Annotated in this window: 20 protein-coding genes; 11 read left to right on the top strand and 9 right to left on the bottom strand. The window is 71.6% G+C overall.

What is annotated here, in order from left to right:
- Positions 1–317 (bottom strand): radical SAM protein (locus VFO68_RS09505; RefSeq protein ID WP_325157827.1); only part of this gene is annotated, 317 nt, incomplete at its 3' end.
- An 87-nt stretch (positions 318–404) separates the two neighbouring features.
- On the opposite strand from VFO68_RS09505, the gene VFO68_RS09510 reads away from it, so the two are divergent.
- Genes VFO68_RS09510 through VFO68_RS09520 form a run of 3 tightly spaced genes read left to right on the top strand, consistent with a single transcriptional unit; the run spans position 405 to position 2,557 of the window.
- Complete coding sequence (locus VFO68_RS09510) at positions 405–884, top strand: MarR family winged helix-turn-helix transcriptional regulator (RefSeq protein ID WP_325157828.1); 480 nt, start codon at positions 405–407, stop codon at positions 882–884.
- A gap of 10 nt (positions 885–894) precedes the next feature.
- Positions 895–1,695 carry an HAD-IIA family hydrolase gene (locus tag VFO68_RS09515; RefSeq protein ID WP_325157829.1) on the top strand — a complete coding sequence of 267 codons (801 nt, stop codon included), beginning with the start codon at positions 895–897 and terminating at the stop codon, positions 1,693–1,695.
- Positions 1,696–1,738: 43 nt separating this feature from the next.
- A complete protein-coding gene (locus VFO68_RS09520) occupies positions 1,739–2,557 on the top strand; it encodes a metallophosphoesterase family protein (protein ID WP_325157830.1) in 819 nt (272 codons plus the stop codon).
- On the opposite strand, the gene VFO68_RS09525 is transcribed toward VFO68_RS09520, so the two are convergent.
- Genes VFO68_RS09525 through VFO68_RS09540 form a run of 4 tightly spaced genes read right to left on the bottom strand, consistent with a single transcriptional unit; the run spans position 2,554 to position 7,222 of the window.
- Entirely contained in the window at positions 2,554–3,813 is a 1,260-nt protein-coding gene (locus VFO68_RS09525; protein ID WP_325157831.1) for a threonine/serine exporter family protein, read from the bottom strand. The genes VFO68_RS09520 and VFO68_RS09525 overlap by 4 nt on opposite strands.
- A gap of 43 nt (positions 3,814–3,856) precedes the next feature.
- Complete coding sequence (locus VFO68_RS09530) at positions 3,857–5,254, bottom strand: dipeptidase (RefSeq protein ID WP_325157832.1); 1,398 nt, start codon at positions 5,252–5,254, stop codon at positions 3,857–3,859.
- 13 nt (positions 5,255–5,267) lie between these two features.
- A complete protein-coding gene (locus VFO68_RS09535) occupies positions 5,268–5,762 on the bottom strand; it encodes a hypothetical protein (RefSeq protein WP_325157833.1) in 495 nt (164 codons plus the stop codon).
- The gene (locus VFO68_RS09540; RefSeq protein WP_325157834.1) at positions 5,759–7,222 is read right to left on the bottom strand and encodes an APC family permease; all 1,464 of its coding nucleotides are present in this window, start codon (positions 7,220–7,222) and stop codon (positions 5,759–5,761) included. The genes VFO68_RS09535 and VFO68_RS09540 overlap by 4 nt, the downstream gene beginning before the upstream one ends.
- A gap of 239 nt (positions 7,223–7,461) precedes the next feature.
- On the opposite strand from VFO68_RS09540, the gene VFO68_RS09545 reads away from it, so the two are divergent.
- The 3 genes from VFO68_RS09545 (at position 7,462) to VFO68_RS09555 (ending at position 11,144) form a co-directional block, all read left to right on the top strand.
- Entirely contained in the window at positions 7,462–8,961 is a 1,500-nt protein-coding gene (locus VFO68_RS09545) for an MFS transporter (RefSeq protein ID WP_325157835.1), read from the top strand.
- Between the two features lie 32 nt (positions 8,962–8,993).
- On the top strand, positions 8,994–10,643 hold the full coding sequence (locus tag VFO68_RS09550) for an AMP-binding protein (protein ID WP_325157836.1): 1,650 nt from the start codon (positions 8,994–8,996) through the stop codon (positions 10,641–10,643).
- A 114-nt stretch (positions 10,644–10,757) separates the two neighbouring features.
- Positions 10,758–11,144, top strand: a complete 387-nt coding sequence (locus tag VFO68_RS09555) for a cold-shock protein (protein WP_325157837.1) — start codon at positions 10,758–10,760, stop codon at positions 11,142–11,144.
- A 4-nt stretch (positions 11,145–11,148) separates the two neighbouring features.
- Here VFO68_RS09555 and VFO68_RS09560 read toward each other — a convergent pair whose 3' ends face one another.
- The 3 genes from VFO68_RS09560 to VFO68_RS09570 are packed head-to-tail and all read right to left on the bottom strand — an operon-like array spanning position 11,149 to position 14,249.
- Entirely contained in the window at positions 11,149–11,628 is a 480-nt protein-coding gene (locus VFO68_RS09560; RefSeq protein ID WP_325157838.1) for a DUF2771 family protein, read from the bottom strand.
- Positions 11,629–11,638: 10 nt separating this feature from the next.
- Positions 11,639–13,408 (bottom strand): MFS transporter, encoded by a 1,770-nt coding sequence (locus VFO68_RS09565; RefSeq protein WP_325157850.1) that lies wholly within the window; start codon positions 13,406–13,408, stop codon positions 11,639–11,641.
- A gap of 46 nt (positions 13,409–13,454) precedes the next feature.
- Entirely contained in the window at positions 13,455–14,249 is a 795-nt protein-coding gene (locus VFO68_RS09570; RefSeq protein WP_325157851.1) for a glutaminyl-peptide cyclotransferase, read from the bottom strand.
- Between the two features lie 32 nt (positions 14,250–14,281).
- Between VFO68_RS09570 and VFO68_RS09575 the strand changes: the two genes are divergently transcribed.
- Complete coding sequence (locus tag VFO68_RS09575; protein WP_325157839.1) at positions 14,282–15,118, top strand: DUF3027 domain-containing protein; 837 nt, start codon at positions 14,282–14,284, stop codon at positions 15,116–15,118.
- Positions 15,115–18,042, top strand: a complete 2,928-nt coding sequence (locus VFO68_RS09580) for a sacsin N-terminal ATP-binding-like domain-containing protein (RefSeq protein WP_325157840.1) — start codon at positions 15,115–15,117, stop codon at positions 18,040–18,042. Before VFO68_RS09575 ends, VFO68_RS09580 begins: the two co-directional genes overlap by 4 nt.
- Before the next feature lie 8 nt (positions 18,043–18,050).
- On the opposite strand, the gene VFO68_RS09585 is transcribed toward VFO68_RS09580, so the two are convergent.
- The gene (locus VFO68_RS09585) at positions 18,051–18,350 is read right to left on the bottom strand and encodes a DUF2530 domain-containing protein (protein WP_325157841.1); all 300 of its coding nucleotides are present in this window, start codon (positions 18,348–18,350) and stop codon (positions 18,051–18,053) included.
- A gap of 19 nt (positions 18,351–18,369) precedes the next feature.
- Between VFO68_RS09585 and VFO68_RS09590 the strand changes: the two genes are divergently transcribed.
- From VFO68_RS09590 to VFO68_RS09600, 3 genes are all read left to right on the top strand, one after another.
- Positions 18,370–19,875, top strand: a complete 1,506-nt coding sequence (locus VFO68_RS09590) for an NCS2 family permease (protein ID WP_325157842.1) — start codon at positions 18,370–18,372, stop codon at positions 19,873–19,875.
- A gap of 190 nt (positions 19,876–20,065) precedes the next feature.
- Entirely contained in the window at positions 20,066–20,503 is a 438-nt protein-coding gene (locus tag VFO68_RS09595; RefSeq protein ID WP_325157843.1) for a MarR family transcriptional regulator, read from the top strand.
- A gap of 110 nt (positions 20,504–20,613) precedes the next feature.
- Positions 20,614–21,876 (top strand): MFS transporter, encoded by a 1,263-nt coding sequence (locus VFO68_RS09600; protein WP_325157844.1) that lies wholly within the window; start codon positions 20,614–20,616, stop codon positions 21,874–21,876.
- Positions 21,877–21,934 lie beyond the last annotated feature (58 nt).

The raw sequence follows: 21,934 nt of genomic DNA on the forward strand, positions 1-21,934 counted from the left end.
TGCTCGATGCCCTTGCGCAGCAGCGGCTCGCCGCCGGTGAACCGCACCTCGGTGATGCCCAGCCTGGTCACCGCGATGTCCAGCAGCCGCAGCAGTTCGGCGTTGCTGAGCAGGTCCGGGCCGGCCAGCCAGTCCAGGCCCTCGGCCGGCATGCAGTAGGTGCAGCGCAGGTTGCACCGGTCGGTGAGCGACACCCGCAGGTCCGTCGCCACCCGGCCGAACGAGTCGACCAGGTGCGGCGTGTCCGGCCGGGTCGAGCCGTCCGGCCCGCCCGCCCGGCCGCGCACCGTGGGCAGACCGAGATCAACCGCTGTCACCCTGTCGAGCGTAGTCGTGTGTCGGGACCGGTCACCCGCTATTATGTCTTCATAACCAAATTTCTTAGTAGACGAGGAGTGGGTCGGATGACCAGCCCCGCCGACGCCCCGACGCAGCAGGTTCCGCAGGACGTGCTGGAGCGGTTCGGCCGGATCGGACGCGAGATGTCCACCATGACGGTGCTGTTCCACTCCCGCGTCGCCGAGCAGATGGGCCTGTCCGGCACCGACCACAAATGCCTCGAACTGGTCATCCGGGCGCCCGCCCCGCTCACCGCCGGCCAGATCGCCCAGCAGTCCGGCCTGTCCACCGGCGCGGTGACCGGCGTGATCGACCGGCTGGAGCGGCGCGGTTTCGTGCACCGGGTGCGTGACCCGCACGACCGCCGCAAGGTTCTGGTCGAGTCGTCGGGGTTCGACGAGTCGCGGTACCAGCATCTGTTCTCGGATATGGTCAAGTTGACGGAGCGGGTGCTGGCCAGGTTCACGCCCGAGGAGCGCGAGGTGCTCGAGCGGTACAACCGGGCGATGGTCGAGGAGTACACCCGGCTGCTCGACGAGAGGTGACCACCTGATCATGGCGGAACCGCGATCCGGCTGGACCTACCTGATGGACATGGACGGGGTGCTGGTGCATGAGGAGCACCTCATTCCGGGCGCGGACAAGCTGGTCGCCGAACTGGCCGAGCAGGGCACCCCGTTCCTGGTGCTGACCAACAACTCGATCTACACGCCGCGCGACCTGCGGGCCCGGCTGCACCGCACCGGGCTGGACGTGCCGGAGGCGTCCATCTGGACCTCCGCCCTGGCCACCGCCCGGTTCCTGGACTCCCAGCGCCCCAACGGTTCGGCGTTCGTGATCGGCGAGGCCGGGCTGACCACCGCGCTGCACGAGATCGGCTACGTGCTGACCGACCGCGACCCGGACTACGTGGTGCTCGGCGAAACCCGCACGTACAGCTTCACCGCGATCACCACGGCGATCCGGCTGGTGGCGCTGGGCGCCCGGTTCATCGCCACGAACCCGGACGCGACCGGACCGAGCCTGGCCGGTCCGCTGCCCGCCACCGGTGCGGTCGCCGCGCTGATCGAACGGGCCACCGGGCACGCGCCGTACTTCGTCGGCAAGCCCAACCCCCTGATGATGCGCTCGGCGCTGAACGCGCTCGGCGCGCACTCCGAGAACACGCTGATGATCGGCGACCGGATGGACACCGACGTCCGGTCCGGTCTGGAGGCGGGCCTGCGCACCATCCTGGTGCTGACCGGAATCTCCAACCGGGACACCGCCGAACGCTTCCCCTACCGGCCCAGCCGGATCATCGAGTCGGTCGCCGAACTCGTCGGCCACACCGACGAACCCTTTCCCAAGCACTAGGTAAGGCACGCGCTGCCCGGCCGCCTGGCTTATCGTCTGCACTGTGTCCGACGATGAGGTGCCCATACCGATCCATGTGGTCGGTGACGTGCACGGGCACCGCGCTGAGCTGGCGACCGCGCTGACCGGCGCCGGCTTCCTCGACGAGGACGGCCGGTGGTCGGCCGGTACCGCACGGTTGTGGTTCCTCGGCGACTTCGTCGACCGCGGCCCGGACGGGATCGGCACCATCGATCTGGTGATGGCGCTGGAGGAGCAGGCCCGCGAGGCCGGCGGGCAGGTCGCCACCCTCCTCGGCAACCACGAGATCCTGTTGCTGGGCATGCGGTTGTTCGGCGAGACCGAGGTGCCGTCCGGGCTCGGGCCGCGCAGCTTCGCCCGGAGCTGGGCGCTCAACGGCGGCCAGCAGACCGACCAGGACGGCCTGACCGACGCCCACGTCGAGTGGCTGACCGAACAACCGGTCCTGGCGCTGGTCGACGACCACCTGCTGATGCACTCCGACACCCTCGAGTACCTGTCCTGGGGCGACACCATCGACGAGATCAACGCCGCGGTCCGCGACGTGCTCGAGTCGGACGACATCGTGGCCTGGTGGGAGGTCTGGCGGCGGATGACCGCCCGGCACGCCTTCCGGGGCACCTACGGCGAGGAGATCGTCGACAAGCTGCTGTCCGTGCTGGGCGGCCACCAGGTCGTGCACGGCCACAGCGTGATCGCCGACCAGCTCGGCATCCTCCCGTCCCTGGTCGACGGCCCCCTGCTGTACGCGGGCGGCAAGGCCCTCGGCGTCGACGGCGGCGTCTTCGTCGGCGGCCCGTGCCTCGTCGTCCCGCTCCCCTTCACACCCGGGGAAAACTAGCCGCGGTTGCGGAGCAGGCGGCGGGGGGCGGTGGTGACGCCGCGGTAGATCGAGACGCCGCACAGGACGCCGAGGGCGATGCCGAGGATTCCGGCGATGGGCTGGACGAGGTCGCCGACGCTGGCGGAGGCCGGGTTGCTGACCATCTCGGTGACGCTGATCAGGCCGATCGCGCCGGGGACCAGCAGCCAGAACGCGGGCAGGAAGGTCACCTGGGACGGGGGGCCGTTGGGCAAGGCGGCCACCGCCAGCGCCACCGGGGTCATCACCAGGGCGCCGACGAAGCCGCTGGCCTCCGAACCGACCAGTTCCTCGCCGATCAGCTGGCCGACCCAGGCCACCAGCAGCACCAGCAGCAGCCAGGGCAGCGCGCCCCGGGGCGCCGAGCGGAAGACGCTCACCGCGACGCCGAACAGGATCACCCCGAGCCACGGCGCCCACCAGCCGAGCATGTTGGCCTGCGCGTCGCCGACCAGGTCCGGCCGGGGCAGGCCGACGATCTCCACCCCGGCCACGATGCCGAACGCCAGCAGCACCATCTGCAGTGAGCCGAACACCATCCGGCTGGCCCCGGCGACCATCTCGCCGGAGGCCAGCTCGACGGTCGCGGTGGTGAGCACCCCGCCGGGCAGGAACGTGACCAGCGGCGCGATCAGGGTGCGCAGGCTCGGGTCGGCGATGCCGCGCTTGACCGCCTCGAAGGTGAGCGCGGACACCAGGATGGCGCAGATGATCGGCGCGAGCACGGACAGCGTGTGCCGCCCGTGCGAGAACACCACGATCACCCCGACCAGCACGCCGAAGATCGCGGCGACCGCGACGTCCAGCGGGGTCGGTTGCAGGATCAGGCACAGCCCGACCGTCATCACCATGTACCCGATCACGGTGACCAGCCGGTTGTAGCGGGGCTTCATGGTGCGGATCCGGTGCAGGTCCAGCAACCCCTGCACCAGATCGGCGTCGCCGCGCTCGGCCTTCTCGAGGATCACGTAGAGCGCCGAGATCTGGTCCAGCCGCAACGCCCCGGTCAGCTGCGGGATCGCCTCGATCGTGGCCCGCTCCTCGGCGCCGAGCGAGACGATCAGCGTGGTGGGCAGCACCACCACCCGGGCGCCGGGAGCGCCGTTGTGCTCGGCGATCCGGGTCAGCCGCTCCTGCACCTCGCTGACCGCGGTGCCGGCCAGGGTGAGCGCGCGGCCGGCCTCGAGCAGGAAGGCGTGCAGCCGCCCGGCCGCGGCGGCGTCCAGTGGGCTCATGCGCCGGCGTCCTCGTCGTGGTCGGGCGGCGGGACGCCCGGGCTCACCGCTGTTCCGGCACCGCGGCGGCGCTCGCCCGGTCCCGGGTGGTCGTCGCGTAGCGGCGCAGGAACAGGGCTTCGGCCAGCGCGGTGCGTTCGATCTCGGTCGGGTCCACGCTCTCGTTGGGCGCGTGGATCAGGCACTTCGGTTCCTCGACACCGAACAGCATGATCTCCGCGTCCGGGTAGGTGTTGGCGAAGACGTTGCACAGCGGGATGGAGCCGCCCTGGCCCTCGGTGGTCATCGCGTGGCCGCAGGCCTCTTCCATGGACGCCTTCATCGCGTCGTACGCCGGGCCGCGCAGCGAGCCGACGAACGGGTCGCCGACCGAGACCCGCTCGATCTCGCAGCGCAGGCCCCACGGCACCCGGGCGCGCAGGTGCTCGACCAGCGCGTCCTGGGCCTGTAGTCCGGTGATGCCGGGCGGTACCCGCACGCTGACCCGGGCGGCGGTGCCGGCCTGCACGGCCGCGCTCGACCCGATCACCGGCGGGATGTCGATGCCGAGCACGGTCGCCGTCGGCCGGGCCCACAGCAGGTCCGCCACCGAGCCGTCGCCGACCAGTTCGACGCCGTCGAGCACGTTGGCGTCCCGGCGGAACTGCTCGGCCGGGTAGTCCACCCCGGGCCAGGTCTGGTTGGCGTCCAGGCCGTCGATGGTGGTGTTGCCGCGCTCGTCGTGCAGCGAGTCCAGCATCTTGATCAGGCCGAGCACCGGGTCCGGCGTCGGGCCGCCGAACATGCCCGAGTGCATCGCGCTGGACAGCGCGGCCAGCCGCACGTCGACGCTGGTCATGCCGCGCAGCGTGGTGGTCAGCGTGGGGATGCCGACCGCGAAGTTCCCGGTGTCCACCACCAGGATCGCGTCCGCGCGCAGCAGGTCGGCGTTGGGCGGCACGAACTCCTCGAGGCCGCCGGTGCCCTGCTCCTCGGAGCCCTCGCTGAGGAACTTGATGGTGCACGGGAACTCGCCGTACTCCGCCCGCAGCGCGCGCAGCGCGGTGAGGTGCATGACGATGTTGCCCTTGCAGTCGGCCGCGCCCCGGCCGTACCAGCGGCCGTCCCGCTCGGTCAGCTGCCAGATCGGTGAGATCCAGTGCGTTTCACCGAGCGGGGGTTGCACGTCGTAGTGGCTGTACAGCAGCACGGTCGGCGTGCCCGGCGGACCGGGCACGTGACCGTGCACGCACTTGCTGCCATCCGGCGTCCGCGCCGCGGTGGCGTCGGAGAACCCGAGCTCGACCAGCTTCTCGACCAGCCACTGCGCGGCCTTCTCGCACTCCTCCGGCGGCTCGAGCTGCGCGTCGGCTACGGACCGGAACGCGACCAGCTCGGTCAGGTCGGTGCGGGCCTGTTCCATCAGCGAGGCGACGGTGCCGCGCAGGGATGCGACCGGCATTGCGGTTCCCCTCTCAGCCCTCGGCGTCGTTGTCGAACACGTAGTCCCGGACGCTGTCCTGGAAGCCCTCGACCTTGTCCGGGCAGTAGACCTCGAGGATCACCGTCTCGCCGCGCACGACGTTCACCTTGGCCCGGACCGGGCGCATGCCGACGTAGGACGCCCCGTTGACCAGCTGGGAGTCCAGGATCGCCTTCTGCAGCGCGCCGCCCGGGTCCTCGCACACCGCGCCGCCGTCGGTGCCGAGCACCGAGGTGATGGTCTCGATGTTCGTCGGCGCCGAGAGGCCCTCCTCCTTCAGCGCGGCGATCAGCTCGTTCGCCTTCGCCTGGGCCGCCTCGTTGTTCTCGTGGAACCGGTAGAGGATCAGGCCGGTGACGATCAGGCCGAGGATCACGACGATGATCACCCAGCGGTGCGGTGACCGCCAGTCGCTCTCGGTGGCCTGCTGGTTCAGGTCCGGCTGTGCCGGTTGCTGCTGCGGCTGGGGTTGCTCCGGGGTCGTCATGACGCCACCTCCGCGGGCTCGGGCTCGGCCTGCCAACTGGGTCTGCGCAGCCAGATCAGCAGCAGCGCCGGCAGCAGGCCGATCAGCACGATGCCGGTGATGATGATCAACGCATAGGTGCCGGCGTCACCGTCGCCGAACTGAGAGGGCGGGATGAAGCCGATCGCGAACGCCGCGATCGAGGCCAGGAAGCCGACGGCGCACATCAGGCCGAGCGCCGGCACCTTGTAGCCGCGCGGGTGGTCGGGCTGGGAGCGCCGCAGCCGGACCGCCGCGACGAACATCAGCAGGTACACCACCAGGTAGACCTGGGTGGTCATCACCGACAGGATCCAGTACACGCTGGACACGTCCGGGATGAACGCGTACATCAGGCCGATCACCGTGGTGAGCGCGCCCTGGACGACCAGGATGTTGACCTGGATGCCCTGCTTGTTCACCTTCTGGAAGAACGGCGGCAGGTAGCCGTACCGCTTGCCGATCAGCAGCAGGCCCTTGGACGGTCCGGCGAGCCAGCCGAGCATGCCGCCGACCGAGGCGCAGACCAGCGCGATCGCCACGATCGGCACCAGGAACGCCACGCCGAAGTGGCCGAAGAACTCGCTGAACGCCTGCATCACTCCGGCGGTGAGGCTCAGCGTGTCGGCCGGCACCACCCAGGAGATGGCCAGCGCGGGCAGGATGAAGATCAGCAGCACCAGGCCCATGGCCAGGAACATCGCCTTCGGGAACTCCTTGGCCGGGTTCCGCAGCTCGCCGACGTGCACCGCGTTCATCTCCATCCCCGAGTAGGAGAGGAAGTTGTTCACGATCAGCACCAGGCTGGCGATGCCGGTCCAGGCCGGGATCAACGCGTCGCCGGTCATCGGCGCCGCGGACGCGTTGCCCTGGAGCAGGTAGACGACGCCCATGATCACCAAAAGCGCGCCCGGGATCAGGGTGCCGATCACCAGGCCGCTGGAGGCGAGCTTGGCGACCTCCTTCATGCCCTTCGCGGAGACGAACACCCCGGCCCAGTAGACGATCACGATGATCATTCCGGTCCACACCCCGCTGGTGGCCAGGTCCGGGTTGATCACGTAGGCCAGGGTGCTGGCGACATAGGCCAGCAGCGTGGGGTAGTAGAAGATCGTCATGGCGAACTGGCACCACACGGCCAGCAGGCCCCAGCCCTTGCCCACGCCCTCCGAGACCCACCGGTAGACGCCGCCGGACCAGCCCGACGCCAGTTCGGCCGACACCAGCGCGGTCGGCAGCAGGAACACGATGCCCGGCACCACGTAGAGGAACACGCAGGCCAGGCCGTAGACGGCCATGGTGGGCGCCGAGCGCAGGCTCGCGACCGACCCGGTGGTCAGGAACGCCAGGGCCAGCCAGGAGATCCACTGCTGTCTCGGGACGCCGGCCAGGCCAGGGGCTTTGGCGCGGGGCAGAGGTTGGCCCGCGGACACGTCACTCATGTCGTATCCCTCCGCTTCGGACACGAGCGCAGGCTCGAGTCGACGGTCGAGGTGAGGACCGCGGGGGTGATCATGCGTGGCCCCCGCGTGGCGGTACGTCACCCGCTGCGGGTGGAGTCTCCGGCGCGGGAAACCGGGCGGCCCGGCGGTCGCGAGGGTGGACGCCTGCGCCGGCCGGCGGTCGGTGTCACCCCGGCCGGGTGAGGTAGCTCCGGCGGCTTCCCGCGCACACTCGCACGATGGGACCGGACAAGGCTGGGGTCGGCGTCCCGGACGCCGGTGTCAAGGCCGGCGCCGGAGTGCTCGCGGCGACCTGTATCTCGACGTTGATCGTCAACGCGAACACCTCGGCCGTGAGCATCCTGCTACCCGCGATCAGCGAGGACGTCGGCGCGTCGACCAGCACCCTGCAATGGGCGGTGACCGGTTACTCCCTGGTCGGCGCCGCGGTGATCGTCACCAGCGGGGTGCTCGGCGACATTGCCGGCCGGCGCAAGGTCTTCATCGGCGGGCTGGTGCTGTTCATCGCCTCCTGCGCGCTGATCGCGCTGTCCACCGGTGCGGCCGGCGTGATCGTCGGCCGGCTGATCCAGGGCGCGGCCGGGTCCACGCTGCTGGCCTGCGGCCTGAGCCTGCTGTCGGTGGCCTCCAGCGGCGCGGCCGAGCTCAAGGCGGTGTCGCTGTGGGGAGCCGCGTCGGCGGTCGGCGCCGCCATCGGGCCGCTGATCGGCGGCGCGCTGGTGGACAGCACCGGCTGGCAGGGCCTGTTCTGGATCGACGCCGGGATCGCCGTGCTGTGCATCCCGTTGACGCTGCTCACCGTGGCCGAGTCCCGCGACCCGAACCGGCCGCGATCGATCGACCTCGCCGGGACGGTGCTGGTCGCCGTGACCCTGGCCCCACTCGTGCTCGGACTGTCCAAGGGGCCGGAGTGGGGTTGGACGTCGCTGGCCACGCTGGGCTGCCTGGCCGTGTCGGTCGCCGCCGGGTACGGCTTCTTCGCCGTCGAGGGCCGGGTGAAGGTGCCGCTGGTCAACCTGGCTCTGCTGCGCAACCGGGTGCTGGTCGCCTCGACCATCGTGATCCTGATCGTGGCCGGCGGGATCAACGGCCTGATGTTCGTGCTCAGCCTGTACTTCCAGGACCCGGACGGCCTGGGCATGAGCCCGCTGCAGGCCGGGGCCGCGACGCTGCCCGCGGTGGCCGGCCTGGTCCTGGTCGCGCCGTTCGTCAGCCGGCTGGCCGTGAAGATCGGCTCGCGGGCCGTGATCGGGCTGGGGTTCATCGTGACCACCGTCGGGTTCCTGGCGATGCTGTTCGTCTCCGGGTCATGGGCGTACGGGGCGTTCGTGCTGCCGCTGATCGCCATCGCGGTCGGCATGGGCTTCTCCAACGGCTGCGCGTCGTCGGCGGCCACGGTCTCGGTGCCGGAGTCCGAGGTGGGCGCCGCGTCCGGGATCTCCAACATGGCCCGCTACGTCGGCGCCGCCCTGTTCGTCGCCGCGGCGTCGACGATCTACAGCACCGCCGCCGCGTCGACGGAGGGCGCCCGCGACGAGGCACTCGCCGGCGGTGTGGCCAAGGCCTCGCTGCTGATGATGCTGCCGTGCGTGCTGGGTCTCGTGGTCGCGGCGCTGTACCGCCGGCACCGGCTCCACTCGGCGCGCGCGGTCGACCAGGCGACCGCGGCGGCCGGCGTGGTGCACACCGTGCCCCGGATCGGGGCCGCGGCCCGTTGACTCCGCGTCGCCGGTGGGCGTGAAATGCAGGGATGACGACCGTTCCCAGCTATGTGTCCGGCACCTCCGACCTGCCGCTGCTCGGTACCACGATCGGCGACGACTTCGACCGCACGGTTGCCGCGCACGGCGGGCGGACCGCGCTGGTGGAGCGGGCCAGCGGGCGCCGGTGGTCCTATGCGGAACTGGCCGCCGAGGTCGACGCGGTGGCGCTGGGCCTGCGGTCCCTCGGCGTCGAGAAGGGGGACCGGGTCGGGATCTGGGCGCCCAACTGTGCCGAGTGGACGTTCGTCCAGTACGCGACCGCGAAGCTGGGCGCGATCCTGGTCAACATCAACCCGGCGTACCGGGTGCACGAACTGGAGTACGTGCTCAACCAGGCCGGCATCCGCACCCTGGTGGCCGCGTCGAGCTTCAAGACCTCCGACTACGCCGCCATGATCGAGCAGGTCCGGCCGAACTGCGCGGCGCTGCGCGACGTGCTGCTGATCGGCCGGCCGGAGTGGGACGAGCTGGTGGCGGCCGGGCGGGCGGCGGATGCCGCGGTGCTGGCCGAAATCCAGGCCGGCCTGTCCGCCGACGACCCGATCAACATCCAGTACACCTCGGGCACCACCGGCTTCCCCAAGGGCGCCACCCTGTCCCACCACAACATCCTCAACAACGGCTACTTCGTCGGGGAGCTGTGCGGCTACACCGAGTACGACAAGGTGTGCATCCCGGTGCCGTTCTACCACTGCTTCGGGATGGTGATGGGCAACCTGGCGGCCACCAGCCACGGCGCCTGCATGGTGATCCCGGCGCCGGCGTTCGACCCGAAGGCGACCCTGGAGGCGGTGGCGGCCGAGGGCTGCACCTCGCTGTACGGGGTGCCGACGATGTTCATCGCGGAGCTGGCCGACCCGAGCTTCGACGAGCACGACCTGTCCAGCCTGCGCACCGGGATCATGGCCGGCTCGCCGTGCCCGGTCGAGGTCATGAAGCAGGTGATCGAGCGGATGGGGATGACCGAGGTGACCATCTGCTACGGCATGACGGAGACCTCGCCGGTGTCCACCCAGACCCGGGCCGACGACTCGATCGACCGCCGGGTGTCCACAGTGGGCCGGGTGCACCCGCATCTCGAGGTGAAGATCATCGACCCGGAGACCGGTCTGACCGTGCCGCGCGGCACGCCCGGCGAGTTCTGCACCCGGGGCTACTCGGTGATGCTGGGCTACTGGGAACAGCCGGACAAGACCGCTGAGGCGATCGACGCGGCGCGCTGGATGCACACCGGCGACCTGGCGATCATGGACGACGAGGGATACCTCAACATCACCGGGCGGATCAAGGACATGGTGATCCGCGGCGGGGAGAACATCTATCCCCGGGAGATCGAGGAGTTCCTCTACACGCACCCGGATGTGCTGGACGCTCAGGTGATCGGCGTGCCGGACGAGCGCTACGGCGAGGAGCTGATGGCCTGGGTGCGGATGCGGGAGGGTGCCGAAGCACTGACCGCGGAGGCACTACGTGAGTTCTGCACCGGCCGGCTCGCGCACTACAAGATCCCACGGTACGTTCACGTCGTCGAGGAGTTCCCGATGACCGTCACCGGCAAGATCCGCAAGGTCGAGATGCGTGCCGTATCCATTGAGCTGCTCGGTCTGCGGGGCGCGGCCGCGGCAAAACACGCGTGATTGCGGTATCGAACTTCGCCATAGCGACCCACGTGGCATAGGCTAGGGGCCGCGCGCCCTGGGTACGCCTGAAGGGCGCGTTCGTTGTGTGGACGACAGGAAACGGTGAGGGCTGTGCCGACCGGCAAGGTCAAGTGGTACGACTCGGAGAAGGGCTTCGGGTTCGTCACCCAGGATGGTGGGGAGGACGTCTACGTCCGGTCCTCCGCGCTGCCCCCGGGTATTCCGGGGCTCAAGGCAGGCCAGCGGATCGAGTTCGGCGTGGCGGACGGGCGGCGCGGACCGCAGGCGTTGTCCGTGCGGCTGCTGGACCCGCCGCCGTCGGTCGCCGAAGCCCGTCGCCGTCCGGCCGAGGAACTGCACGGCCTGGTCGAGGACATGCTCAAGCTGCTGGAGGCCAAGGTCCAGCCGGACCTGCGGCGCGGCAAGTACCCGGACCGCAAGACCTCCAAGCTGGTCGCCGACGTGGTCCGCGCCGTGGCCCGCGAGCTCGACCCGTAGGCCGCTACTCGGAATCCACCTGCAGCGACCACACCGCCCGAGCCCGCAACTGGATGTCGCCGGGGGCGGCGGATTCCTGTTTGGCTCCGGCCTGTTTCACCTCGACGGTCTGCAGCTGGTCGCCCGCGCCCGGTAGCGCGACGGTGTAGCTGCTGCTCTGGTCGGGCACGAACGTGGCGATGGTCTGCGGGTCCTTCTGTTCGCCGCCTGCGGTTCGGTACTGCACCACCACCGACCACGGCGACGCGGCCACGTCCGGCGGCACCGTGACCGTGACCGGGTTGCCCGGCGGTACCCGCATCCGGGCCAGCGCCGCGTTGTCCCGGTCGCACTTGGTCACCATCACGTCGCAGTGCAGGAACGGGCGCGCGGTCACCGAGCTGCCCTGCACCGAAAAGCTGACCTCGGGCAGGGCCGGCGGCGGCGGGTCGGAGCAGCCGGCGAGCAGCACGGCGAACCCGGCCAGCGGGACGATTCGGTGCATGGCACCGAGGTTACGGGTGCTGCCCGGTGGGCCCGCTCTGCGGTTCCGGCTGCGGGTGCGCGTGCGGGTCCGGGTGCGGCGCCGAGTCGGTCCGGCGCGGGCGCACCGGCCGGTTGCCGCCCATACCCGGGATGAGCGTGCCGCCCCGCCGGGTCGCGACGGTCTGCGCCAGGCCGGCGCTGAGCAGGATGGTCACCACCAGGAAGCCCACCCACCAGATCGGCGGCAGCAGCAGGCCGACCGCGCCGCCGAGCACCCAGGTGAGCTGGAGCACGGTCTCCGAGCGGCCGAACGCCGAGGCCCGGGACTCCTCCGGCAGGTCGTCCTGCACCACGGCGTCCAGGCTGATCTTGGCCAGCGCGCTCGCGGTCGCGCCGACCAGCCCGACCAGCGCGGCGGTGCCGATCCCGGGAGCGATCGTGGCCACCAGCGTCGTCACGACCAACCCGGCCACGCAGCCGATCACCACCGTCTCCGGGTGGCCCAGCTGGATCCGCGCGCCGATCGCGTTGCCGGCGAAGCTGCCGACGCCGGCCGCGCCCGCGATCAGCCCGAGCAGCGCGAGTTGGGTGAACGCGGCGCCCTCGTGCTGGGCCCGCACGGCGAAGGCCGCGAACATCATCAGGAAGCCGGTGAGCACCCGGATCGTGGCGTTGCCGGCCAGGGCCACCACCACGTTGCGACCCATGGGTTGGCGCCGGGGTTTGTCCGGATGCGCCGAGATCGACGCCGGCACCTCGCCCTCGGTGACCTCCACCCAGGCCGGGATGCGCAGCGCCTGCGCCGCGCCGGCCAGGCAGATGAGCACGGTGAACCACAGTGCGCCGGGCGAGCCGAACAGGTTCGCGAACCCGGCCGCGATGCCGCCGGCCACCGTGCCGGCGATCAGCCCGAACACGGTCAACCGGGCGTTGGTCTTGGCCAGGGTGATCTCCGGCGGCAGCACCCGGGGCGTGACCGCGGCCTTGAGCACCGTGAACGACTTGGACAGCACCATCTTGCCCAGCGCGCCCGGATAGAGCAGCCAGCTGTCGAAGTGCGTGGCCATCATCAGGCACATCAGTGCCTGCCCCAGCGCGGCCAGGCACATGGCGAGCCTTCTGCCGCGCTGGATCCGGTCCAGCATCGGGCCGATCACCGGGGCGATCAGCGCGAACGGCGCCACGGTGATCACCAGGTACAGCAGCACCTTGGTCTTGCTGGAGTCGGTGCTGGTGGGGGAGAAGAACAGCACGTTGGCCAGGCCGACGGCCATGGCGGCGTCGCTGGCGTAGTTGAGCATCGTGGCGTAGGTCAGCGCGGTCAGCCCGGACTCGTGGGCGCCGTCGGCCCGGGTGGCCCGGCGGAACGCCTGTACGGCGCGCCCGGACAGCTCGCGGCTGCGCAGCGCCGCCACCCGGGTGACGGTGAGCTTCTTCGGGTACGCCTGCGGTCCGGCGGCGGGGGAGCCGGGGGCCCCGGGGCCGGGTGGTGGCGGCGGGCCGCCGGCCGGGCGGTAGGCCGGGTCGATGTCGCCGTAGGTCTCGATCCGGCCCGCGTCCGGCAACTCCTCCGGCGGCAGCCGGCGGGTCGGGGGCCGCTGGGGCGGCGCCGGCGGCGGGCGGTGCTGGACCGGCGGCGGTGGCTGGCGCTGCGGCGCGTACGGCGGGTTGCGCCGCACCGGCTGGGTGCGCCGCAGATCCTCGGCCGGCGGGGGCGGCGGGACGGCAGGCGCGGTCGGCTCCTGCCAGCGCTGGTCGCCGTCAGTCCAACTTCTCCGCTTTCGCCCCACGTGTTCCATCCTGCCGTACCGGCTGGCCGGCACGCAGGCATGGCGGCATGCACGTTCAGGGGACGAACTTCACCCGGAACATCTTGGGCCAGTACTTGCCGGTCACCAGGAACTCGTCGGTGCCGGGGATCGCGGCGATGCCGTTGAGCACGTCCGCGCTGCCGCGCTCCTCCTCGGTCAGCAGGTTGGCCAGGTCCACCTCGGCGGTGACCTGGCCGGTGGCCGGGTCGATCCGGACGATCTCGTCGGTCTTCCAGACGTTGGCGAACACCGCGCCCTGGGCGCATTCCAGCTCGTTGAGCTGCGTGACCGGTTGGCCGTTCGAGGTGACCCGCACCTCCCCGAGCGGCTGGAACGTCTGCGGGTCCCGGAACGTCAGCCGGTCCGAGCCGTCGCTCATCACCAGCCGGTTGGCCGACCTGTCCAGGCAGATCCCCCAGCCCTCGCCCGGATAGTCCACCCGGCGGCGCTCGGCCAGGGTGGCCCGGTCCCGTTCGATGGCCACCCCGTTCTGCCAGGTGATCTGCCAGATCGACGGGCCGGCCACGGTGATCCCCTCGCCGAACAGGTCGGCGGGTAGCGCGGTCTGCTGCCGCACCGCGCCGGTGACCGGGTCCAGCGCCCGCATGCTGGACCTGCCCTTGAGCCCGGTGCCCTCGTAGAGGGTGCCGTCGGCGATCTCCAGGCCCTGCGTGAAGGCCTTCGTATCGTGCGGTATCTCGCCGAGCACCTCGGCGCGCAGTCGCTGCGGTTCGCCGGCCGGCGCGGTCGGTGCGGGGGCCGGCGCGGCGGTGCCGCAACCGGCCAGCAACGCCGCGCACACCACCAGAACGCGGACCAGGGTCGTCATACCCACGGTGCCATGTTGCACAATCAAGGGTGATGAACTCCACGCCAGTACCCCCCGCGGTGCCCACCGATCTCTCGGATCCGCTGTCGGCGCAGCTCGCCGAGGCGGTGGACCTGGCCCGCGCGGCCGCCGAGGAGGGTGCGGCCGACCATGAGGTCGGCGCGTACGCCGGGTGTCACGTCGAGGACGGTGGCGCGGTCACCCATCTCTTCGAGACGGAAAAACCCGGTTACCGCGGCTGGCGCTGGGCGGCGACCGTGGCCTCGGCCGGGTCCGGCGAGGACGTCACGATCAGCGAGGTCGTGCTGCTGCCCGGGCCGGACGCCCTGGTGGCGCCGGACTGGGTGCCGTGGCAGCAGCGGGTCCAGGCCGGTGATCTCGGCGTCGGCGACCTGATGCCCACCGCGCCGGACGACCCCCGGCTGGTGCCCGCCTACCTGCACTCGGACGATCCGGCGGTCGAGGAGACCGCGATGGAGGTCGGCCTGGGCCGGGTCCGGGTGATGTCCCGGCCGGCGCGGCTGGACGCGGCGCAGCGCTGGCAGGCCGGCGAGTTCGGGCCCCGCTCGGACATGGCCCGCGGCGCCCCCGGTCACTGCGGCACCTGCGGGTTCTACCTGCCGCTGGACGGTTCGCTGCGCGCGGCGTTCGGCGTGTGCGGCAACGAGATCGCGCCTGCCGACGGGCACCTGGTGCACGCCGAGTACGGCTGCGGCGCGCACTCCGAGGCCGACGTCGAGCAGGTCTCCCCGGTCCTGGTGGCCGACCTGATCTACGACGACAACGCGTTGCTCGACCTCGACCTGGTCGAGCGCCCTGAGCCGCCCGCGCAGGCGCCCGAGACGGCCGGCACCGCGCCCGCGGAGTGAACGGCGACCCGTTCGGCACGGCGGAGCTGCGTGCGTCGGTGCTCGCCGGCTGGCGAAGTTCGCCGACCCGGTTCCGGGAGGACGCCAACGCCGAGGAAGATCTGCGGCTCGGCGCCTACCGCGACCGGCTGCTGGTGGAGCTGGCCCAGAACGCCGCGGACGCCGCGCTCGCCACCGGCCGGCCCGGCACCCTCCGACTGTCCCTCGTGGACGATGAGCTGCGCGCGGCGAACACCGGTGCGCCGCTGGACACCCCCGGGGTGGCCGCGCTCGCGTCGCTGCGTGCCTCGGCCAAACGCGGCGGCGTCGGCCGGTTCGGGGTGGGGTTCGCGGCTGTGCTCGCGGTCACCGACGCGCCCCGGGTGGTGTCCACCTCGGGCGGCGTGGCGTTCTCGGCCGCCCGGACCGCGGGGGAGATCGCGCCGTCGCCGGAGTTGTCCGGACGGGCGGCGCAGCGCGGCGGGCAGGTGCCGGTGTTGCGGCTGGCCTGGCCGGTCGACCCGGACGAGCCCGGTCCGCCGGCCGGCTTCGACACCGAGGTCCGGCTGCCGTTGCGGGCTGGGATCTCCGGGTCCGCGCTGCTCGACACGTTCGCCGGACAGGCCGAGGACCTGCTGCTGTCGCTGCCCGGCCTGGACCGGATCGAGATCGGCGACGCGGTCTGGTCGCGCACCGGATCCGACGCGCTGACCGAGCTGCACGGGCCCGCCGGGGTCAGCCGGTGGCACCTTCGCCGCCGGTCCGGGGAACTGCCGGGGGACCTGCTCGCCCGGGTCGGCGCGGAGGCTCAGGATCGTCCACAGTGGACGATCTGCTGGGCGGTGCCGGTCGGCCCGGACGGCGCGCCCCGGCCGCTGGAGTCCGATGTGCTGCACGCGCCGACACCGACCGACGAGCGGCTGTCCCTGCCGGCCAGGCTGATCGCCACCCTGCCGATCGAGCCGTCGCGCCGCCGGCTGCTGCCCGGGCCGGCCGCGGATGCCGTGCTGGTCGAGGCCGCCCGGGAGTATCCGGAACTGGTCGCCGGGTTCGAGCCGCCGCTGCGCACCGCGCTGGTGCCGCGCGCCGAGTTCCCGCTGTCCGAAGTGGACGACCGGCTGCGTGAGCTGGTGCTGGCCGGGCTGCGCACCGCGCGCTGGCTGCCGGCCGCCGGGCGGGACGACACGGCGGACGGCGAACCGGCGCCGGACCTCGCCCCGGCCCGGGCGACGGTGCTGGACCTGCCCGGCGAGGCGCTGGCGGACCTGCTCGCCGGCGTGCTGCCCGACGTGGCACACGGCGCGCTCGGCGGCCCCGAGCACGCCGCCGCGCTGACCGCGCTCGGGGTGTCCCGGCTGCGGGTGGCCGGCGTGGTCGAGGCGGTCACCGGTATCGACCGCCCGCCGGCCTGGTGGCACCGGCTGTACGCGGCGCTGGCGCCGCTGGCCGAGGTGGACTCGACCGTGCGCGACGAGCTCACCGCGCTGCCGGTCCCGCTGCTCGACGGGCGCACGCTACCCGGGCCGGCCGGCGTCCTGCTGGTCGACTACCAACTCGACCTCGAGGTGGATCTCGGCGGGCTGCGCATCGTGCACCCGCAGGCCGCGCATCCGCTGCTGGAGCGGCTCGGCGCCCGGCGCGGTGAGCCGGAGGACCTGCTCGACTCGGACCCGGTGCAGGACGCGGTGGAACGCAGCCTCGACGACGCCGAGTCCGGTGTGGACGTCTCCGGGCTGGTGGACGTGGTGCTGCGGCTGGTGTCCGAGGTCGGGATCCGGCCCGGCGAGCATCTGTGGCTGGGTGCGCTGGCGCTGCCGGACCAGGCCGGCGACTGGCGGCGGGCCGACGAGCTGGCGTTGCCCTCCTCGGCGTTTCTCGAACTGCTGGTGCCCGACTCCCCGCTGGGTGTGCTGGCCGACCGGGTGGCCAAGGCGTGGCCGCCCGCGGTGCTGACCGCGGTCGGGGTGCTGGGCTCGTTCGCGGTGCTGGACGACGACGAGGCGACCGGACCGGACCATGACCTCGACGGGGAGCGGGAGTGGTGGGACGGGCTGCCCGAGCCGCCGGACCGGGTGCTCGCGGTGCGCGACCTCGACCTGGTCGCCGACGAGGCGTGGCCGGCGGCGTTGCGGCTGCTGGCCGCCGAGCCGGACACCCTGGCGGCGCTGCGCCTGCCGGGCGGCTACACGTCCTGGTGGATCGCGCGCAACGCGGTGCTCGGCGGCGCCCCGCCCCGGGACTGGCGGCTGCCCGAGGCCGATGGGCTAACCGGTCTCTACGACCCGGTTCCGGACCTCGGGCTCGGCGCGGACCTGCTGACCGCGGTCGGCGTCCTGGACCGCCTGGAGGCCGCGGCGCCCGCGGACCTGCTCGCCCGCCTGGCCGACCCGGCCCGGGCGGTCGCGCCCGGCGTGGTTCTCCGCGCGCACGCCGAACTGGCCGGCGCCGACCCGGCCGAGGTGGATCCGCCGGACCGGGTGCGGACCCTGTCCGGGCGGGTCGCCGCCGCCGAGGACTGCGTGGTCCTGGACGCGCCCTGGCTGCTCGGCGTCCTGCCGCCGGACCGGGTCGTCTCGGCCGGCGAGGACTTCGCCCTCGCCCCCGCCCTCGCCGAGGTGCTCGACCTTCCGGTGGCCAGCGCCGAGGTCCCGCCAACAGTGGACACCGAAGGCGACTGGGTGGCCTGGTCCGACCTGGGCGCCGTGGTCGCCATGTGCGACCTGCTCGACATTCCGGTGCCCTCCGGCGGCCCGATCGTGCACGACACCCTCACCGTCGCCGGCACCCGCGTCCCCTGGTGGATCGACGCCCAGAACGTCCTGCACGCCGAAGACTCCGCCGAAGCCCTGGCCCGCGCCCTGGCCTGGACCACGGACACCTGGCCCGACCGGCACACCCTCACGGCCCTCATCGACGACCCCGCCCCGCACACCTACCTCACCTGACGGGCGGGTCAGTTGCCGATGAGCTGGGCGCCCTTGGCGCCGCGGCGGGAGGCGGAGCGCTGCCACCACATGACGAGCATGCCGATGAAGCCGAGGAACGTGCCGGCAAGGGCGGTCCAGAGCCAGATGGGCGGGCCGACGTCGAACGCGTAGCGCAGGATCGCGAGCACCAGGGACACCAGCGCCCAGACCGCGGTGGCGGCGTAGATCAGCGGCGGCAGGGCCAGCAGGCGGTCCGGCAGCGGCGGCGGGGTGGCAAGTGACTTCTGTGTATCGGTTGGCGGTTGAGGTTCCATTTCGGACGCCACGTCAGGGAGGCTACCCCGCATGGCTACCCCTGCTGAGCCCGAGACCACCACAGAAAGCACCCAGGCCGCCGAGACCAGCCAGTCCCGTGGCGCGTTGGACCGGTTCTTCAAGATCAGCGAGCGCGGGTCGACCACCGGCCGGGAGATCCGGGGCGGGCTGGTCACCTTCGTCACGATGGCCTACATCGTGGTGCTCAACCCGTTGATCATCGGCAGCTTCTCGGCCGACGACACCAACGCGCACCGGGACGCGACCGGCGCCATTCTGCCGGTGGCCCAGGTGGCGGCGGTCACCGCGCTGGTGGCCGGTGTGATCACCATCCTGTTCGGACTGGTGGCCAACTATCCGTTCGCGCTGGCCACCGGCCTCGGCCTGAACGCCTTCGTCGCGGTGACCATCGCCCCGCAGATGACCTGGCCCGCGGCGATGGGCCTGATCGTGGTGAACGGCCTGATCGTGCTGGTGCTGGTGGTCACCGGCGTGCGCACGATGGTGTTCAACGCCGTGCCGCCCGCGCTGAAGTCGGCGATCGCGGTCGGCATCGGCCTGTTCATCGCGCTCATCGGCCTGGTGGACGCCGGGTTCGTGCGCCGGTTACCGGACGCGGCGAACACCACGGTGCCGGTCGGGCTGGGCATCAACGGGTCGATCGCCTCCTGGCCGACCCTGGTGTTCATCGTCGGGCTGGTGATCACCGGCGTGCTGGTGGCCCGCAGGGTCAAGGGCGCGATCCTGATCGGCGTGCTCGCCACGGCGGTGTTCGCCATCGTGCTGGAGGCGATCGTGCAGGCCGGCCCGTCGCGTGGCACCAACCCGAAGGGCTGGAGCCTGGGCTACCCGGCCGCCCCGGACAGCATCGCCGACGTGCCGGACCTGTCCCTGGTCGGCGACTTCAACTTCGACGCCTGGGCCCAGGTTCCGGTGATCACCGCGACGCTGCTGGTGTTCACCCTGGTGCTGACCGACTTCTTCGACACCATCGGCACGATGACGGGGCTGGGCAAGGAGGCCGACCTGCTCGACGAGGACGGCCAACTGCCCGGGGTCGGCAAGGCGCTGTTCGTCGACGGGTTGGGCGCGGTGGCCGGCGGTGCGGCGTCGTCCAGCTCCAACACGGTCTACATCGAGTCCGCCTCGGGTATCGCGGAGGGCGCGCGCACCGGCCTGGCCAACGTGGTGACCGGCGTGCTGTTCCTGGCGGCGATGTTCCTCACTCCGCTCTACCAGGTGATTCCGGTTGAGGCGGCGGCGCCCGCGCTGGTGATCGTCGGCGTGCTGATGATGGCCCAGGTCAAGGAGATCGACTTCAGCGACTTCACGGTGGCGTTGCCGGCGTTCCTGACCATCGTGGTGATGCCGTTCACCTACTCCATCGCCAACGGCCTCGGCGCCGGCTTCATCAGCTACGTGCTGCTGCGGGCGCTGACCGGCCGGGTGCGTGGCATCCACCCGCTGATGTGGATCATCGCGGCAGCCTTCGCCGTGTACTTCGCGATCGGCCCGATCCAGTCAGCTTTCAACTGATCCGCCTCTCCGGAATTTAGATGCGGTGGTTGCGTTCCGGCGGACGGTGCGGGTAGCGGGGTGATTGTGGCTGGGTGCCGTCACGGTCCCCTGAGGTTCCGTTGGTCGGACCAATGCTGGTCCGCCGTTCGGGTTTGGGATCCATGACCGAACTTCAGGGCGCGGGGAATTAGTGAGGTATGCTAACTATATGGCGGAGGAGGGCCACGAGCGTTCACTTGCCAGCCGACTGCGGCTGGCGGTGGTTCGGCTGTCCCGGCGGCTGCGCGCCCAGCGGACGGAGAGCTCGGTGACGCTCACCCAGCTCTCGGCCCTGGCCACGCTGAAGAAGTGCGGGCCGATGACGCCGGGCGAGCTGGCCGCCAAGGAGGTCGTGCAGCCACCCTCGATGACCAGGGTGATCGCGGCCCTCGAGGACAACGGCTACGTCTCCCGGCGCCCCCATCCCACCGACGGCCGGCAGTCCATCGTGGAGCTGACCGAGCTGGGGCTGAACTACGTGCTGGCCGACACCGCGGCCCGCGAGGCGTGGCTGGACAAGCGGCTGGCCGAGCTGACCGACGCCGAACGCGACACGCTCGCCGAGGCGGCGGAGATCATCGACAGGATGGCGGGGCAACAGGACTGATGGCTTTCGGATGGGTGACCCGGAACCGCGACGGCGGTGGCGGATCCGGGGTACCCGATCCTCGAGCCGAACTCCGAGACGCCTCAACTCCCACTCGACACCATCGCGGCATGTTCGGATCTTTGCGGGTGCGCAACTACCGGCTCTTCGCGTCCGGCCAGGTGGTGTCCAACATCGGCACCTGGATGCAGCGGATCGCGCAGGACTGGCTGGTGCTCACGCTCACCGGCAACGATCCGGTGGCGCTCGGCATCGCCGCCGCGCTGCAGTTCCTGCCGACGTTGTTCGTCACCCTCTGGGCCGGCGTGCTGGCCGACCGGATGGACAAGCGCAAGCTGCTGGTCTTCCTGCAGAGCGGGATGGCCGGCTGCGCGCTGGTGCTGGGGATCCTGGACGTCACCGGCCTGGTCCAGATCTGGCACGTGTACCTGCTCTGCTTCGCCCTTGGCGTGTTCACCGCGGCGGACATGCCGGTGCGCCAGTCGTTCGCGGCCGAGATGGTCGGGCGGGACCATCTGGCCAACGCGGTCGCGCTGAACTCGACGACGTTCAACCTGGCCCGGGTGGTCGGTCCGGCGCTGGCCGGCTTCATGATCATCTGGGTGGGCACCGGCTGGGTGTTCCTGGCCAACGCGGTCAGCACCGTCGCCGTGATCGCCCAGCTGCTCCGGATGAACCCGGCCGAGCTGCACCGGGGCGACCCGGTGCCACGCCGGCGCGGTCAGCTCCGCGAGGCGCTGCGGTACGTGCGCGGCCGGCCGGACGTGCTCAGCGTGCTGGTGCTGGTGTTCCTGGTGAGCACGTTCGCCTTCACCTTCTTCACCACGCTCGCGATCGCGGCCGCGACCGTGTTCCACCGGCAGGCGGACGCCTACGGGTTGCTGTCCACGCTGCTCGCGGTCGGCTCACTGACCGGGGCGCTGCTGGCCGCCCGGCGCAGTACCCGCGGCCGGCCCGCTCCGGGCCTGCTGGTCGGCTCAGCGGTGGCGTTCGGCGTGCTGGAGGTGGTCGCCGGCCTGATGCCCAGCTACCTGACCTTCGGGCTCGCGCTGATCCCGGTCGGCGTGGCCATGATGACGTTCATGACCACGGCGAACAGCATCGTGCAGCTGTCCGTGGTGCCGGAGATGCGGGGCCGGGTGATGGCGCTCTACATGCTGGTGTTCATCGGCGGGAACCCGGTCGGGGGGCCCATGGCCGGCTGGCTCGCCGCCGAGTTCGGCGGCAGGACGCCGTTCGTCGTCGGTGGGGTGATCGCGGCGGTGTCGGCGCTGGCCTGCGGGATCGTGCTGGCGAGGCGCCGGAGGGCCGCCGTTGATCAACCGGAAAAATCGGTCAAAAGGGAGTTGCCGGAAGTCGCTAAGTTAGGGTAGCCTAACAAGGTCGCTTCGTGGTGGGAGCGGCAGTCAGTTCGGGAACAGCAGGGCCTTG

Source organism: Actinophytocola sp. (assembly GCF_035712165.1).
Classification (GTDB): domain Bacteria; phylum Actinomycetota; class Actinomycetes; order Mycobacteriales; family Pseudonocardiaceae; genus DASYTH01.

Excerpts from the sequence above, each read along its gene's own strand:
- VFO68_RS09535 (WP_325157833.1), bottom strand. The coding sequence starts at position 5,762 with ATGACGACCCCGGAGCAACCCCAGCCGCAGCAGCAACCGGCACAGCCG.
- VFO68_RS09560 (WP_325157838.1), bottom strand. The coding sequence starts at position 11,628 with ATGCACCGAATCGTCCCGCTGGCCGGGTTCGCCGTGCTGCTCGCCGGC.
- VFO68_RS09590 (WP_325157842.1), top strand. The coding sequence starts at position 18,370 with ATGGCTACCCCTGCTGAGCCCGAGACCACCACAGAAAGCACCCAGGCC.
- VFO68_RS09600 (WP_325157844.1), top strand. The coding sequence starts at position 20,614 with ATGTTCGGATCTTTGCGGGTGCGCAACTACCGGCTCTTCGCGTCCGGC.
- VFO68_RS09515 (WP_325157829.1), top strand. The coding sequence starts at position 895 with ATGGCGGAACCGCGATCCGGCTGGACCTACCTGATGGACATGGACGGG.
- VFO68_RS09545 (WP_325157835.1), top strand. The coding sequence starts at position 7,462 with ATGGGACCGGACAAGGCTGGGGTCGGCGTCCCGGACGCCGGTGTCAAG.
- VFO68_RS09530 (WP_325157832.1), bottom strand. The coding sequence starts at position 5,254 with ATGCCGGTCGCATCCCTGCGCGGCACCGTCGCCTCGCTGATGGAACAG.
- VFO68_RS09570 (WP_325157851.1), bottom strand. The coding sequence starts at position 14,249 with ATGACGACCCTGGTCCGCGTTCTGGTGGTGTGCGCGGCGTTGCTGGCC.
- VFO68_RS09510 (WP_325157828.1), top strand. The coding sequence starts at position 405 with ATGACCAGCCCCGCCGACGCCCCGACGCAGCAGGTTCCGCAGGACGTG.
- VFO68_RS09595 (WP_325157843.1), top strand. The coding sequence starts at position 20,066 with ATGGCGGAGGAGGGCCACGAGCGTTCACTTGCCAGCCGACTGCGGCTG.
- VFO68_RS09550 (WP_325157836.1), top strand. The coding sequence starts at position 8,994 with ATGACGACCGTTCCCAGCTATGTGTCCGGCACCTCCGACCTGCCGCTG.
- VFO68_RS09525 (WP_325157831.1), bottom strand. The coding sequence starts at position 3,813 with ATGAGCCCACTGGACGCCGCCGCGGCCGGGCGGCTGCACGCCTTCCTG.
- VFO68_RS09575 (WP_325157839.1), top strand. The coding sequence starts at position 14,282 with ATGAACTCCACGCCAGTACCCCCCGCGGTGCCCACCGATCTCTCGGAT.
- VFO68_RS09565 (WP_325157850.1), bottom strand. The coding sequence starts at position 13,408 with ATGGAACACGTGGGGCGAAAGCGGAGAAGTTGGACTGACGGCGACCAG.
- VFO68_RS09540 (WP_325157834.1), bottom strand. The coding sequence starts at position 7,222 with ATGAGTGACGTGTCCGCGGGCCAACCTCTGCCCCGCGCCAAAGCCCCT.